Genomic DNA, 14947 nt, shown 5'->3' with positions numbered 1-14947 from the left:
ATAAAAAGCGAAAGCCATCTATTTTAGATGGCTTTCGCTTTTATTGTTTTAGGCTGTTTACAAATTCTTGTATAGAGGGTAGTGATATACCGTTGTGTTCTATATGCTTGACAAAAGCAGAACCAACAATAGCACCCTGACTGTATTTGCAAACGGTTTGAAAGGTTGTAGCATTGTGGATCCCGAAACCAACTAATCGTGGATTGGTTAATTGTAGGTTTTGAACGCGTTGGAAATAGTCTGCTTGTATTTCTAAGTTTTTATTTGCTCCAGTTATGCTGTTTGAAGAGACCATATAGATAAAACCATTTGTTTCTTGGTCAATCATTTTGATTCGTTCTTCTGTTGTTTCATTATTTATCAACATAATGTTTAAGATGCCGTATTGATGGCAGTAAGCTTTGAGATGCTGCTTATAATAATCAAGAGGTAAATCTGGAATAATGAATCCATCAATACCGACTTCAGCACATTTTTTGACAAAGTTTTCTTCGCCGTATTGTAGGATAGGGTTTAGGTACCCCATTAATACAATAGGAATGGTTGTGTTTTTTCTAAGTGTTGTTAGCTGGTCAAACAAAAGAGTTAGGCTCATACCGTTTTTAAGGGCTTTCTCGCTACTTTCTTGTATAACGGGACCATCGGCAAGGGGATCCGAAAAAGGAATGCCTATTTCAATCATATCTACTCCCGCTTTCTCTAAGTTTTCAATAATAGTAAGTGTATCGTTTAGGTTAGGATAACCAGCAGTGAAAAAGATAGAGAGTATATTTTTATTTTTTTGTTGGAAAGTTGTTGTAATTCTATTTTTCATTGGTAAAGTATTTTTGATAGGTTAGCATATCTTTATCTCCTCTTCCAGATAAGTTGACAATGACAATGTCGTTTTCTTTTAAGGTTAGTTTTTCTAAGTAAGCTAAAGCGTGAGCCGATTCTAAAGCAGGTATAATTCCATCCGTTCTGGTTAAATGAAAAGCTGCTTTTACAGCTTCGTCATCAGTGATGCTATCTACAATTATTTTATTAGTATCATTAAGATAAGCGTGAGCAGGACCAATACCAGGATAGTCTAATCCAGCTGATATAGAATAGGGTTCTATAATCTGACCGTCTTCTGTTTGTATAAGGTAGGTTTTACTACCGTGGATAATACCTTTTTTGCCTAATGCAATTGTAGCGGCTGTTTTATCCGTTTGTGTTCCTTTTCCGGCTGCTTCAACAGCAATTAGTTTGGTATGCTTGTTATCGATAAAATGATAGAAAGCTCCCATAGCATTACTACCACCTCCAACGCAAGCAATTACATAATCCGGTTTTGCTGTGTTTTCTTTTTCTAATAGTTGTTCTTGAATCTCTTTGCTAATAATAGATTGAAATTTTGCTACCATATCAGGATAAGGGTGTGGACCAACGACAGAACCAATTACATAATGAGTATCGGTAGGATTGTTTATCCATTCTCTGATAGCCTCGTTTGTAGCATCTTTTAATGTTTTGCTACCACTATTTGCTGGAACTACAGTGGCTCCAAGCATCTTCATTCGTTCAACATTTGGCTTTTGTCTTTCGATGTCTATTGCTCCCATAAATACAGTGCACTCTAAACCTAATAAAGCACAAGTAGTGGCAGTGGCAACACCGTGTTGTCCTGCACCTGTTTCTGCGATAATCCTTTTTTTGTTTAGGCGTTTTGCCAATAATACTTGTCCAATAGTGTTATTGATTTTATGGGCTCCTGTATGGTTTAAATCTTCTCTTTTTAGGTAGATTTTAGCTTTGTATTGTTTTGATAAGTTTTCAGAATAAAACAGAGGGGTTGGCCTTCCGACATAGTCTTTTAGAAGGGACTGCATTTCTTGTTGGAAGCTGCTATCTTGAAGTATATCTAAGTATTTTGCTTGTAGTTCTGCTACATTGGCGTGCAACATTTCAGGAATGAAGGCACCTCCAAATTCTCCGTAGTAGCCATCTGATGTAGGGTTAAATGTGTTCATTTCTAATACTATTTATAAGTTGTTTTGTGTGATTGTAATTTTTTAGTCCTGCTTCATCTTCTAATTGGCTATTGCAATCAAAGCCTATTAAAGCAGGGTGTTTAACTTTTAATGCTTGTGTAATATTAGATAACCCTATTCCTCCGCTGAGGTAGAAAGGTTTATCTAATGTATAGTTTTGCAGAATGTTCCAATTAAACGCTTGTCCACTTCCTCCATACTGTGATGTTTTCGTGTCAAATAAAAAAGCCGAGCAATAGGGGATGTATGTTTCAAGTATTTTTATGTCTATTTTGTCTTGAATGGGGAATGCTTTTATGATATTAAATCCCTTTTCGTGTAGTGCTTGACATTGGGCGATTGACTCCTCTCCGTGTAATTGAATAATATCTAAAGCGTATTGCAGTGCTATAGCTTGTATCACATCATTGCTTTCATTGACAAATACACCTACTTTCTTTATCGGGGCAGGTATCTTTTGAATACTACTTTGCAAAGTAGATTCGTCTATGTATCTGCTTGATTTTTTATAAAAGATGAACCCTATTAAATCAGGGTTTAATGAAACTATTTCTTGGATATTTTCAGGAGTTTTCATTCCGCAAATCTTTATTTTCATAGCAGTTCCGTTTGTAATTGTTTTAATCTTTCTGGCGGATTGTGTTCTTTCATAAAATATTCTCCTATAAGATATCCTGCAAAACCTGCTTGTTGTAACTCCTTTATGGTATTAGCAGAGTATATTCCACTTTCTGCAATTTTTACCGCATTAGTAGGCAAGTATGAAGCTAATAGAATGCTATTTTCAATGTCAACGTCAAAGGTGTTTAGGTTTCTATTGTTTATACCTATTAAGTCAAAGTTTGTATGGCTGTATAAACGAACTTCCTCTGCTGTATGCGTTTCTAATAGTACTTCCAAACCAAGTTTGTGTGCATATTCTGTGAGTTGAACGATTCTGTCCACTGGGTGGAGTTTTGCAATTAGTAAGATGGCATCAGCTCCGATTGCTTTCGCTTCCTCAAGTTGATATTCGTCAACAATAAATTCTTTTTGTAAAAGAGGAAGGTGTGTTGCCTTTCTTGCTTTCTGAAAATCATCTGTTTTAGCACCAAAAAATTGCTGGTCAAAAAGAACAGACAAAGCAGTAGCTCCTTCTTGTGTATAACCTTTGACAATGGCTGTGACATCTGCATTTGGATGTATATTTCCTTTACTTGGCGATTGTCTTTTGAATTCGGCAATAATTCCTTTGCCCTTTGATGCTATTATCGCTTGTTTTAAAGAAGTACACTGTCTGTTGTATAGTTCCTGTGTTCGTAAGGATTCTACAGGTTGGTTTAATTTCTTGTAAGCAACTTCTTGTTCTTTATGTCGTCTTATTTTTTCTAATATCAGTTTCATAAGTTTCGCAGTATTTCAAATTTCTTTTTTGCATTACCTCCTAAAAGGGACTCTTCAGCTTGGTTATATGCCTCTTCAATAGTTAGTGATGGATGATAGGTTTTAATTGCTAAAGCACTATTAGCAAGGACAACGCTATTTTGTGCCTCTGTACCTTTTCCTTTTAGGATTTGCCAAAAGATATAAGCAGATTCTTCTACGGTATTACCACCAATGATATCCGTTTGACTGACTTTAGGTTGATTGAAATATGAAGCGTCTATTATTTGCTCTTTAGTATTTGTTACGATTTTACATTTGTCTGTAAGTGTACATTCATCATATCCATCTAAAGCGTGGATAATGCAATATTGGGTGTCAGATTTTTGAAAGAAATATTGATACATACGCAATAGTTCAAGATTGAATAAACCAACCATTTGCACTTTGGGTTCTGCCGGATTTGTAAGAGGACCAAGCATATTGAAAAAGGTTTTTACACCAAGTGATTTTCTCACAGGAGCAATTCTCTTCATTGCTGGGTGAAACAAGGGAGCGTGAATAAAGCAAATGTTAGCTTCTGCTAATTGGTTTTGCAATTCTGCTTCTGTTTTTCTAAAGTGAATACCTAAGTTTTCAAGAACACTTGAAGAACCAGAAACAGAGGATACGCCATAATTTCCGTGTTTAGCAACAGGAATATTGTTTCCTGCAAGTACAAAAGAAGTTAGGGTAGATATATTGAATGTGTTTTTTCCATCACCTCCCGTACCACAAACATCCATGGGATTGAATTGAGATAAGTTTACCTTAGTTGCTAATTGTAGCATTGCTTCTCTAAACCCCGTAAGTTCTTCTAAAGTAATAGAGCGCATTAAGTAGGTTGTTAGAATAGCAGATAGTTGAGGTTCGCTATATGCTCCTGTTGCCATATCAAGTAATACTTGTTTAGCCTCATCTGTGGTCAGGGTTTTATGTTGTATAAGTTTGTTAAGTAACTCTTTCATAGTTTAATTTTTTATCCAATTAGCTAATAGTTGTAGTCCGTTTTCCGTTAGGATTGACTCAGGGTGAAACTGTACACCTCTTATATCGTAATGCTTATGCTTGATTGCCATAATGTTTCCATTTGTATCATAAGCTATAACATCAAGTTCAGAGTTGTCGTTTTCATCAATAACCCAAGAGTGGTAATGACCTATTTTGGTATGGTTGGGGATATCTTTTAACAAGTAATCTTCCTGTGTAATTTGTAGTTGTCCTTGAATGCCGTGTAAAGGGTTATTTAGTTGTTTTAGATTGTGCTTAAAGAACTCACCGATGGCTTGGTGTCCTAAACAGACTCCAAATATGCTTTTGGAAGTACTGTATTCTTTTAGAATATTCATTACTTGACCAGCATCAATAGGTATTCCCGGACCGGGAGAGATAACTATTTTATCATATTTAGCAAGTTCTTGAAGGTTAACTTTGTCGTTTTTAATAACATCTACTTGTTGTGCACCTAATTCTTTTAGGGCATATACGATGTTATAAACAAAGGAGTCGTAATTGTCAATAACTATTATTTTCATAATTATATGTTTTCTGCTTGTTGGATAGCAGACCTAACTGCTCTAAGTTTATTGTCTATTTCTTGTAGTTCTAAGTTTTCATTCGATTGTATGACTATGCCACAGCCTGCTTGGTAGGTAAGGTGATTATTGTGACTTAATACAGAGCGAATGAAAATAGCTTGGTTTAGCGTTCCATCTAATCCAATAATTCCGACAGCTCCTCCATAGAAACCTCTACTTTCAGGTTCGTATTGATTGATTAGTTGCATTGCCTTGTGTTTAGGTGCTCCTGATAGTGTGCCTGCAGGGAATGTATCTGCAAAGATTTGTATAGGATTAGCATTGTTAGCAAGAGTTCCACTGACTTTTGAGACAAGGTGAATTACGTGAGAGTAATATTCTACTTGTTTGAATTTTTCTACTTGGACAATCTCACTGTTTTTGCTGAGGTCATTTCTCGCAAGGTCTACAAGCATTACGTGTTCTGCAGATTCTTTAGGGTCATTTAATAATTGTTCAGCAATATGTTTATCATCTAAAGGATCGGCACTTCGTTGAAATGTACCTGCAATTGGATGTATGTAAGCTTTGTTTTCTTTGATGACAAGTTGTGCTTCAGGAGAAGAACCAAATATTTTGAAATCACCATAGTCAAAGAAAAATAGGTAAGGAGAGGGGTTGATTGATCGAAGTGTTCTATACACATTGAACTCATCTCCTTGAAATTCTTGGTTAAACTTACGCGATAAGACTAATTGAAATACATCACCATTTTGACAATGTTCTTTTCCTTTTTTGATTGTAGATAGAAACTCATCGTTTGAGAGCATTGTTTTTTCTTCTCCTTTTGTTTGGAAAGGGAAAGAGGAAATAGCGTTGTTGTTTATAAGACTTTTAAGTTGTTCTATGTTGTTTTCTTCCTCTTCAATAGTGTGATCGATGAGGTATAATTCATTTTTGAAGTGATTGAATACAATTAGATTTTTATAGAAAGCATATTGCATTAAAGGCAATTCAAAATCGTTAGAATCAATTGTTATTTCTTGTAATAAAGGAATACTGTTGTATGAAGTATAACCGAATAGACCGTTGTTGATAAAGTTTAGTTCAGTAGGTTTTTTAAGGTTGATAGATTGTGTAAAAGCGTTTAATTCTTGAATCACATCAATTGAATTAGTAGGATATTGTTTACTAACGTCAATTAGGTTAATATGTGTGAATTGCTTTTCTACACAAATAGACGCAATGGGAGTTAAACAGATATAAGAATAGCTGTTTTCTTTACTGTTATAGTCAGAGCTTTCTAATAGAAGGCTATTAGGAAATTTGTCTCTTAATTTTAGATAAAGTTCTACAGGGGTATAGGTATCTCCCAGTAGTTTCTGATAATGAGTTGTGATATTCATACGATAAAAGTTGAGTTATAAAAAAGCAAAAAAAAAGGCCCACTGGGTTAACAGTGAGCCTTTTATATATATAAGAATAATATACTTATTTTAGAGTAGATTACTTAAATACACAGCATAGCCAACTAAACCCTTTGTCGGATTGAGTAAGCCACCACCAATTAGTATTTAAGAATTGTGTATTCATTTTCTTTTGAATGTTGATGCTAAAGTATAAAAAAAAATTAAATAACAAATATTAATATTAATTTTTTTATGACATTAATCGATTAATCTTTAAAGCTTTACTTGTATTATATCTTGATCGTGAAATGTGTTCTCTTCATAGAAAAGGTGAAAATCATCTAATTTATATGGAGGACAAGCCCCTGCGTGAGAGGTTATGTATGCTCCTAAGCAAGATGCTTTTTTAATAACTTCAAGGTCATTACTTTGCTTAATTTTTTCTGCTAAAAAACCTGCTAAGAAAGAATCACCACTACCTACAGTATCTTTGATTACAATTTCAACTGCTGGAAAGCGATAAAAAACATCATTGCTTTGGTAGATGCCTCCTTTACTCCCTTTAGAAACTATAATTTCATTGCATTTAAAGTAATCCTGGATATGTTTAACAGCATCTTCTTCTGTTGTGTATACTTTACCAATGTATTCAAGGATCTCTTTTAATTCAGCCTTATTCATCTTTAACAAGTCGGATTTTTTCATTAGTTCTGTTACAAAATCCAAATCATAATGAGGAGGTCTAAAATTGACATCATAGACTTTGTATTTTGCCGCTTCTAATAATTGATGAAGTGTGTTTCTTGTATGCTCTTTTCTACTTGCTAAAGTTCCAAAAACAAAAGCATCTGATTTTGCTACTAAATCGTAGTCACTTTGTTTGAAGTCTATATAATCCCAAGCACTTTTATCTAAGAACTCGTAAGACGCATCATTGTTGTCGTCAAATGTTGCAAAGACAGTTCCTGTTTGATGATTCGGATCGACTTGTACAGTAGCAGTTGGTATTCCATCAGTTGTAATTCTGTCAAGAATTTTACTTCCTAATTCGTCTTGACCAATCTTTGTAATGATGTGTGAATCAATATTGAATTTATGTAAATGAAAAGCTACATTTAGAGGAGCTCCTCCGATTCTTTTATAGGTAGGGAAGATGTCCCAAAGTACTTCTCCAAAACAAACAACTGAAGGTTTTGCACTGATATCTGTCATAGTCTAATTTTTTAAGGGGAGGAATATTCTCCCCATATAGACTAAGATACAAAAATCTTTACATTTCTTTTGTAAGGCGTAGTAATGTTTAAGGTTTTGTAAACATTAGTTTCTTAATTTGTTTGTAATGTAGAAGAAATAATACTGCATAAAAAAAGCTCTACTTAAAACTAAGTAGAGCTTTTATATAAGATTTGGAGTGCTTCTTAATTAAATAAATTAAGTAATAAAGAAGGACATAATCCAATGATAATATTAATTGCAACAGCTGTTACTCCAATTACTTTGTAAGAAAGAGGAACTTCTAATTCGTCTGTGTTTTCTTCATAGTTAGAGAACATTGCTATAATCACTTTTAAGTAATAATAAATACTGATAAAAGAGTTGATTACCCCGAAGATTACTAATGCAATGTAACCATTAGAAATTGCTTGAGAGAACAAGAAGAATTTACCAAAGAAACCTGCAAAGATTGGAATACCTCCCATTGATAATAAACCAATAGATAATACTACCGCTAAAAGAGGGTTTCTTCTTCCTAATCCATAAAAGTTAGAAATTAACTCGTTGTCTTTATTTTTAGTCACAATGATTAAAACAGAGAACGCTGCGATACCTGCAATAGCATAAGCTGATGCATAGTAGAATAAGTTAGATGTAGCCGATCCAAGAGCCGTTAGAGCCATCATCATAAATCCAGCATGAGATATACCAGAGTATGCTAAAAGACGCTTCATATTGTCTTGTCTGATTGCCATGATATTTCCAACTGTCATAGTTAAGATTGCAATTACTACAATTACTCCAGTAAAGTAATCAGGCATATGACTAAATAATGCTAAGCTTAATTTGTATAAAGTTGCTACAGCAGCTACTTTAACTAAAGTACTCATCATTGCAGTTGTTAAACTTGGTGCTCCTTGATATACGTCTGGTGCCCAGAAGTGGAAAGGAACAGCAGCTACTTTAAACAACATACCAATGATAATCATTATTACTCCTAATGGATACCAAATAGGTAATGCGCTCGTTGATGCTATTTTTGTTATTTGTACAAGGTCAAAAGAACCTGTTGCTCCATAAACTAAAGCGATACCAAATAACACAACACCTGAAGCGAATGAACCTAAAAGGAAGTACTTCATTGCAGCTTCATTACTTTTAATGTTTTTAATCTCTGTTCCACACAAGATGTAAAGAGTGATAGAAAGAATTTCTAATCCTAAGAAAAACATTGCCATATTTCCAAAACTTACCATACAAATGGCTCCCATTAATAAGAAAAGTTTCAGAGATATATAGTCTGCTATTTTTGAATATTGTTTTTTATAAAAGTCTTTACTCATCCCAACTAAAAATACAGTTAGGGCGATAAATAAAGATGAAAATGCGGTAGAGAATTTAGTAGAAACAAACATATTATTATAATATGCTTCAACCACATCTATGTTACATAGTGTGTAAACTAAGATTCCCAATAAACCAACAATCGTCATAGGAATGACAATTTTACGCAAATTGATTATCTCTGCTACAAGTACTAAGACCGCTAATACTCCAATTGCTATTAATGTGTTCATTTGTTATATTTTGGAATTATATACATCAGTTAAACTGACTTCTTATTACTTAATATATGATATTATTTCAACCAAACTTGGTGTGATTAAATCTGATAATGGTTTTGGATAAATACCAAAGAAAATTATCGCTATTACTAAAACACCAAGAACAATAGACTCTTTTGTAGTTACGTCTAAGAATGTTTTAGCATTAGTTTCACCTAACATAGATTTTTGGAACATTCTCAACATGTAAAAAGCTCCTAAAATAATTGTTGTTCCCCCTATAATTGCATACCATAAGTTTACTTGAGATAAACCATAAAGTAAGCTGAATTCTCCAATGAAACTGAATGTACCTGGTAAACCAATTGAAGCAAACATTAAAATCATAAAGAATGAAGCAAATTTAGGTGCTTGTTGACGGATACCACCCATCTCACCAATCATTCTTGTTTCATAACGTTTGTAAATGATATCAGCTACATAGAATAATCCAACGATTACGAAACCGTGAGCAATCATTTGTAGAACAGATCCTCTTAAACCATCAAGTGTTAATGAATAAGAACCTGCTGCAATTAGTCCAACGTGAGCCAATGAAGAGTAAGCAAAGAATCTTTTGATGTTTGATTGTTTCAAAGCTACTATTGATCCATAAACTACTCCGATAAGACATAATACTAAAATTGTAGGCATTAAGTCTTTTGCTGCAGTTGAAGTAATAGGCAATTGCCAACGAATTATTGAGTATAATCCCATTTTAAGCATTATACCAGCAAGTAACATAGTACCAACTGTTGGTGCTTTTTCGTAAGTTGAAGCCTGCCAAGTATGGAAAGGAAAAACAGGAATTTTAATAGCGTAAGCTAAGAAGAAAGCCAAGAATATCCAGTATTGTTCTTTAGCTGTTAAGTTTACATTATACAAGTCTAAAAGCATAAAACTTCCAGCTTTTTGGTATAAGTAAATAAAACCTACAAGCATAAACAATGAACCTGCAAATGTGTAAATAAAGAATTTTAAAATTGCTTTTTTACGAGCTTCAAATGTGTCATTACCCCAAAGTAAAGCAATGAAGTAAATAGGTAATAATGCTAATTCCCAGAAGATATAATATAAGAAACCATCTGATGCTAAGAATGTTCCTGTCATTGCAAATGACATAAACATTACTAATGCATAAAAAGCATTTGATTTTTCAATATGATCACCAAAAGATGTTAAGATGATCAATGGTGTTAGTGCTGTAGTAAGTAATACTAAAGCTAATCCTAATCCATCTGCACGGAATGCTAAATGAATGTTTGGGTTTACCATCCATTGCGTTACAAATCCTGTGTCTGTACCAGAATTATGTAAACAGATTAAGACTAAAGTTTCTACAAAAGCAACAAGTCCAAATAACAAAGCTACTTTAGCAGCGGCCTGTTTTCCTGATAAATAGGTTGCAAAGGCACCAACTAATAACGTTAATAATAATATAGTTACGTTCATCTCTCTAAGTTATCTTGCAATGAATAAATAATATAAAATCAAACAGATTCCGAATACGAAAGCAAATAAGTACAATCCAATGTTACCATTTTGTGCTTTTTTACCTTGTAACGATAAACCATCTGCTATTTTTCCTAATCCAAAAATAGTTCCAGATAAAGCTACTTCTACTACATCTCTAAAGAAAGTAGCAAGTACATAAATAGGCTTTACAAATAGTTTTTGATAGATTTCATCAATGTAATATTTGTTGTAAAGAACTTTGTGGAATCCAACAATCTCTTCGTCTTCTTGAGGAACTTCATTGTTTTTAATGTATTTGCTATATGCAATTCCTAAACCGATTAAGAATCCAATAGTAGCAACAGCCATTAAAATGTATTCAGTTGTTCCTAAAGCATGAGGATGTTTAGTAGCCGTGTTTACAATAACTGGTTTTAAGTATTCGTTTAACCAGCTATTTCCTGGTAAACTAATTACACCACCAATTACAGATAGACCTCCTAAAATCCACAATGGAATAGTCATAGAAGCAGGACTTTCATGTAAGTGATTCTTTTGTTCTTGTGTACCTCTAAAGTTTTTAAAGAAAGTTAAGAACAATAGACGGAACATATAGAAAGCAGTCATAATTGATGCAATCGAACCTATTACATATAAAGTTGGGTTATTGAAGAATGCAGTCATCAAGATTTCGTCTTTTGAGAAGAATCCTGAGAATAATGGGAAACCTGATATAGCAAGTGTTGCTAATAAGAAGGTAACATAAGTCGCTTTCATAAATTTGTTCAAACCACCCATTTTACGCATATCTTGTTCTCCACCCATTGCGTGTATAACAGAACCAGATCCTAAGAATAAACAAGCTTTAAAGAAAGCGTGTGTTATTACGTGGAAAACTGCGATTTCATAAGCTCCAAAACCGATAGCCATAAACATTAATCCTAACTGAGAAACAGTAGAATATGCTAATACTTTTTTGATATCGTTTTGTACTAAACCAATTGTTGCAGCAAAAAGAGCAGTAAAGGCTCCAATAATTGCAATTATATTTTGTACTTGAGGAGCAAGGTCAAAAACAAAGTTTAATCTCGTAATTAAGAAAATACCTGCAGTTACCATTGTTGCTGCGTGTATTAAAGCAGAAACAGGAGTAGGACCAGCCATTGCATCAGGTAACCATGTGTATAATGGTAACTGAGCACTTTTCCCAACTGCTCCAATGAATAAAGCTAAAGCTGCAAAACCAATCCAAGTATTAATTTGGTGATTTGTTCCTGTAGAAAGAGCTTCTTTGATAGTCATATAGTCTAAAGACTGGAATAAAAATGCTAAGATAAATACCCCAACTAAGAAACCTAAGTCTCCAATACGGTTCATGATAAAAGCTTTTTTAGCTGCATCATTATATGATTGGTTTTTGTGCCAGAATCCAATTAGTAAGTAAGAACATAAACCTACACCTTCCCATCCAATGAAAGTAATTAATAGGTTACTACCACCTACTAAAACAATCATAAAGAAGATAAATAAGTTTAGGTATCCAAAGAACTTACCATAGTTCTCGTCACCTTTCATATAGCTTGTTGAATACCAATGTATCAATGTACCAATACCAGTAACGAATAATAACCAAAGTAGAGAAAGTTGATCAAGTAAGAATCCAAAAGATATTTTGAATTTAGCTACTGCGATCCACTCAAATAAATCTACTTGAATAGGTGTTTTCGTACTATTAACTTGTACAAAAGCTATTACTGTAACAATGAATGAAATTAAAACTGCAAAGGTTGCTATAACTCCAGCACTATTACCTAACTTTTTTCCGTAGAAAATATTAATTAAAGACCCTAATAAAGGGACTAATAATAAAAGTAAAATTACGTTTGTGTCCATGCGGAATTACCCTTTTAAGTTTTTTAATTTATCAATATCAATTGATCCAATATTTCTGTAAATCGTTACTAAAATAGCAAGTCCTACTGCAACTTCGGCTGCCGCTACTGCCATAGTAAAGAATACGAATACTTGTCCTTGTGCATCTTGGTGATATGTTGAGAAAGCAACTAATAGCATATTAGCAGAGTTCAACATTATTTCAATACACATAAACATCACAATTGCGTTACGTCTATATAGAATTCCAAATACTCCGATACAAAATAAGATGATCGATAAGTATATGTATCTGTCAATACCGATGATTTCAATTACATTTTCCATAATTAAGCTGCTTTTTCGGTTTTATCCTTTTTAGAAATTAGAACTGCACCAATCATAGCTAATAATAATAGTACTGCAACCATTTCAAAAGGCATTACATATTCGTTTAAAAGAACTTTTCCTAATACTTGAACTGACTGGAAATCTTCTCCATGAGCTGCATATTGCAATTCATAAGTCTGAGCACCTCTCATTGTTATAGAAAGTAATAGAATTCCAATGAAACAGAAAGCTATTGTAGCAATTAATTTTGTTACAAAAGGTTTTGCTACTTCATGGCTAATATTTAAGTTCATTAACATTATAGTAAAAAGCATCAAGATCATGATTGCTCCAGAATAAACCATAATGTGTACCATTCCTAAGAATTGTGAATTCAAAAGGATATAGTGACCTGCTATTGAGAAGAAACTTACTACTAACCATAGTGCACTATGAATAGGGTTTTTGCTCAATAAGGTTAAAGCTGCACTTCCGAGTGTTATAGTCGAAAGAATATAAAATAAAATTTCTACCATAATTAAGCTTGTTTCATGTTTTTAGTGTTCTCTTTAGCTACATCCAAAGGCATAACTAATTTATCTTTTCCAAATATGAAATTTTCTCTATTAATATCTGCTTTTGCAATTTGTTGTGATTTAGTTAAATAGATAGCTTGTTTAGGACAAGCTTCTTCACATAGACCACAGAAAATACAACGCAACATATTGATTTCGTAAATCTCAGCATATTTCTCTTCGCGATATAAATGCGCTTCTTCTGGTTTTCTCTCTGCTGCTTTCATTGAGATAGCTTCAGCTGGACATGATAGAGCACAAAGACCACAAGCTGTACAACGTTCTCTTCCTTCTTCGTCACGCATTAAAGTGTGTCTTCCTCTATATACAGGACTAAAAGGTCTTGTTTGTTCAGGATAAGCAATTGTTACCTTTTTCTTAAACATGTGTTTCAAGGTAACCATCATTCCTTTGAAAATCGCTACAAGATAGATACGCTCTGTCCAAGTCAGTTTCTTATTAGAAACAGTCTTTTTTCTTCCTGATAATGAATAATTGTTTGATGACATGTTTAGTTTTTTATAAGTAGTATAACAATAGCTGTAATAACTAAGTTTAATAGTGCAAGAGGAATCAAAGATTTCCATCCTAAGTTCATTAATTGGTCATAACGGAAACGAGGTAAAGTCCAACGTACCCACATAAAAACAAAAATGAAGAAACACAATTTGATAAATAGCGCTATTATACCTAATGTATTTCCGATATTCACACCCCAATTTTCTACAACCCATGACATTCCTGGGTAGTTATAAGCTCCGAAGTATAGAACAGAAATAATTGTTGCAGATATAAATAAGTTAGCATATTCAGCAAATAAATAGAATCCCATTTTCATTGAAGAGTATTCTGTGTGGAAACCACCAATTAACTCTTGCTCACATTCTGCTAAATCGAAAGGAGCACGGTTTGTTTCTGCAAAAGAACAAATCAAGAAAATCAAGAAACCAACTGGCTGATAGAATACATTCCAATTCATACCAGATTGCTGTAAAGCTATTTCTCTTAAACTTAATGTTTGAGTCATTAAAAGTAGTCCGATTAGAGACAATCCCATTGCAATTTCATACGAAATCATTTGAGATGCAGCACGAATACCACTCATTAATGAATATTTATTATTAGAAGCCCAAGCACCAATCATAATTCCATATACACCTACTGAAAGAACAGCTAAGATGTATAATAAACCAACATTGATATCTGCTGCTTGTAATATAATGTCTCTTCCAAATAAATGGAATTTGTCTCCCCATGGAATAACTGCACTTGTCATAAGTGCTAAAGTCATTGCTAAGAAAGGACCAAATTTGAATAGGAATTTATTAGGTGTATTTGGTTCATATTCTTCTTTAGCAAAAAGTTTTAAACCATCTGCCAAGGGTTGTAATAAACCACCTTTACCCGCACGGTTCGGTCCTAAACGATCTTGTATCCATGCTGCAATCTTACGTTCTGCAAGTGTAGCATACATAGCCATAAGCATTGTAACAGCAAATACTACAACAATGATAACCGCTTTGTCTATAATAATAGTTTTATCCATCCTTATGC

General features: G+C 33.5%; 15 protein-coding genes. All 15 read right to left on the bottom strand.

All coding sequences use genetic code 11. The features are described 5' to 3' along the window. Nucleotides 1-40: 40 nt before the first annotated feature. Nucleotides 41-814, bottom strand: a complete 774-nt coding sequence (trpA, locus tag GQS07_RS03565) for a tryptophan synthase subunit alpha (RefSeq protein WP_158209639.1) — start codon at nucleotides 812-814, stop codon at nucleotides 41-43. Continuing rightward, complete coding sequence (gene trpB, locus GQS07_RS03560) at nucleotides 804-1994, bottom strand: tryptophan synthase subunit beta (RefSeq protein ID WP_158209638.1); 1191 nt, start codon at nucleotides 1992-1994, stop codon at nucleotides 804-806. Before trpB ends, trpA begins: the two co-directional genes overlap by 11 nt. Then, nucleotides 1981-2613, bottom strand: coding sequence for a phosphoribosylanthranilate isomerase (locus tag GQS07_RS03555; protein ID WP_158209637.1), 633 nt, complete (start codon nucleotides 2611-2613; stop codon nucleotides 1981-1983). The genes trpB and GQS07_RS03555 overlap by 14 nt, the downstream gene beginning before the upstream one ends. Next, entirely contained in the window at nucleotides 2610-3398 is a 789-nt protein-coding gene (gene trpC, locus GQS07_RS03550; RefSeq protein ID WP_158209636.1) for an indole-3-glycerol phosphate synthase TrpC, read from the bottom strand. The genes GQS07_RS03555 and trpC overlap by 4 nt, the downstream gene beginning before the upstream one ends. Next, nucleotides 3395-4384, bottom strand: coding sequence for an anthranilate phosphoribosyltransferase (gene trpD, locus GQS07_RS03545; RefSeq protein ID WP_158209635.1), 990 nt, complete (start codon nucleotides 4382-4384; stop codon nucleotides 3395-3397). The genes trpC and trpD overlap by 4 nt, the downstream gene beginning before the upstream one ends. Before the next feature lie 3 nt (nucleotides 4385-4387). After that, nucleotides 4388-4951 (bottom strand): anthranilate synthase component II, encoded by a 564-nt coding sequence (locus GQS07_RS03540; RefSeq protein WP_158209634.1) that lies wholly within the window; start codon nucleotides 4949-4951, stop codon nucleotides 4388-4390. A gap of 2 nt (nucleotides 4952-4953) precedes the next feature. Further along, nucleotides 4954-6339, bottom strand: a complete 1386-nt coding sequence (locus GQS07_RS03535) for an anthranilate synthase component I family protein (RefSeq protein WP_158209633.1) — start codon at nucleotides 6337-6339, stop codon at nucleotides 4954-4956. A 276-nt stretch (nucleotides 6340-6615) separates the two neighbouring features. Beyond that, nucleotides 6616-7554: a carbohydrate kinase family protein gene (locus GQS07_RS03530; protein WP_158209632.1), complete on the bottom strand. Its 939-nt coding sequence runs from the start codon at nucleotides 7552-7554 to the stop codon at nucleotides 6616-6618. A gap of 206 nt (nucleotides 7555-7760) precedes the next feature. After that, nucleotides 7761-9134 carry an NADH-quinone oxidoreductase subunit N gene (locus GQS07_RS03525; protein ID WP_158209631.1) on the bottom strand — a complete coding sequence of 458 codons (1374 nt, stop codon included), beginning with the start codon at nucleotides 9132-9134 and terminating at the stop codon, nucleotides 7761-7763. A 45-nt stretch (nucleotides 9135-9179) separates the two neighbouring features. Continuing rightward, nucleotides 9180-10613, bottom strand: a complete 1434-nt coding sequence (locus tag GQS07_RS03520; RefSeq protein ID WP_158209630.1) for a NuoM family protein — start codon at nucleotides 10611-10613, stop codon at nucleotides 9180-9182. Nucleotides 10614-10622: 9 nt separating this feature from the next. Continuing rightward, nucleotides 10623-12509, bottom strand: coding sequence for an NADH-quinone oxidoreductase subunit L (gene nuoL / locus GQS07_RS03515; protein ID WP_090407927.1), 1887 nt, complete (start codon nucleotides 12507-12509; stop codon nucleotides 10623-10625). 6 nt (nucleotides 12510-12515) lie between these two features. Continuing rightward, nucleotides 12516-12836 (bottom strand): NADH-quinone oxidoreductase subunit NuoK, encoded by a 321-nt coding sequence (nuoK, locus tag GQS07_RS03510; RefSeq protein ID WP_006257701.1) that lies wholly within the window; start codon nucleotides 12834-12836, stop codon nucleotides 12516-12518. 2 nt (nucleotides 12837-12838) lie between these two features. Next, entirely contained in the window at nucleotides 12839-13354 is a 516-nt protein-coding gene (locus GQS07_RS03505) for an NADH-quinone oxidoreductase subunit J (RefSeq protein ID WP_090407925.1), read from the bottom strand. A 2-nt stretch (nucleotides 13355-13356) separates the two neighbouring features. After that, entirely contained in the window at nucleotides 13357-13902 is a 546-nt protein-coding gene (locus GQS07_RS03500; protein WP_158209629.1) for a NuoI/complex I 23 kDa subunit family protein, read from the bottom strand. A 2-nt stretch (nucleotides 13903-13904) separates the two neighbouring features. Further along, nucleotides 13905-14939, bottom strand: a complete 1035-nt coding sequence (gene nuoH, locus GQS07_RS03495) for an NADH-quinone oxidoreductase subunit NuoH (protein ID WP_090407919.1) — start codon at nucleotides 14937-14939, stop codon at nucleotides 13905-13907. Between the last annotated feature and the right edge of the window lie 8 nt (nucleotides 14940-14947).

Source organism: Myroides phaeus, assembly GCF_009799805.1.
GTDB classification, from domain to species: Bacteria; Bacteroidota; Bacteroidia; order Flavobacteriales; family Flavobacteriaceae; genus Flavobacterium; species Flavobacterium phaeum_A.
The sequence above is the reverse complement of the archived record's forward strand: the minus strand, read 5'-3'. Positions and strand labels throughout refer to the sequence as shown.

Excerpts from the sequence above, each read along its gene's own strand:
- trpA (WP_158209639.1), bottom strand. The coding sequence starts at position 814 with ATGAAAAATAGAATTACAACAACTTTCCAACAAAAAAATAAAAATATA.
- trpB (WP_158209638.1), bottom strand. The coding sequence starts at position 1,994 with ATGAACACATTTAACCCTACATCAGATGGCTACTACGGAGAATTTGGA.
- GQS07_RS03555 (WP_158209637.1), bottom strand. The coding sequence starts at position 2,613 with ATGAAAATAAAGATTTGCGGAATGAAAACTCCTGAAAATATCCAAGAA.
- trpC (WP_158209636.1), bottom strand. The coding sequence starts at position 3,398 with ATGAAACTGATATTAGAAAAAATAAGACGACATAAAGAACAAGAAGTT.
- trpD (WP_158209635.1), bottom strand. The coding sequence starts at position 4,384 with ATGAAAGAGTTACTTAACAAACTTATACAACATAAAACCCTGACCACA.
- GQS07_RS03540 (WP_158209634.1), bottom strand. The coding sequence starts at position 4,951 with ATGAAAATAATAGTTATTGACAATTACGACTCCTTTGTTTATAACATC.
- GQS07_RS03535 (WP_158209633.1), bottom strand. The coding sequence starts at position 6,339 with ATGAATATCACAACTCATTATCAGAAACTACTGGGAGATACCTATACC.
- GQS07_RS03530 (WP_158209632.1), bottom strand. The coding sequence starts at position 7,554 with ATGACAGATATCAGTGCAAAACCTTCAGTTGTTTGTTTTGGAGAAGTA.
- GQS07_RS03525 (WP_158209631.1), bottom strand. The coding sequence starts at position 9,134 with ATGAACACATTAATAGCAATTGGAGTATTAGCGGTCTTAGTACTTGTA.
- GQS07_RS03520 (WP_158209630.1), bottom strand. The coding sequence starts at position 10,613 with ATGAACGTAACTATATTATTATTAACGTTATTAGTTGGTGCCTTTGCA.
- nuoL (WP_090407927.1), bottom strand. The coding sequence starts at position 12,509 with ATGGACACAAACGTAATTTTACTTTTATTATTAGTCCCTTTATTAGGG.
- nuoK (WP_006257701.1), bottom strand. The coding sequence starts at position 12,836 with ATGGAAAATGTAATTGAAATCATCGGTATTGACAGATACATATACTTA.
- GQS07_RS03505 (WP_090407925.1), bottom strand. The coding sequence starts at position 13,354 with ATGGTAGAAATTTTATTTTATATTCTTTCGACTATAACACTCGGAAGT.
- GQS07_RS03500 (WP_158209629.1), bottom strand. The coding sequence starts at position 13,902 with ATGTCATCAAACAATTATTCATTATCAGGAAGAAAAAAGACTGTTTCT.
- nuoH (WP_090407919.1), bottom strand. The coding sequence starts at position 14,939 with ATGGATAAAACTATTATTATAGACAAAGCGGTTATCATTGTTGTAGTA.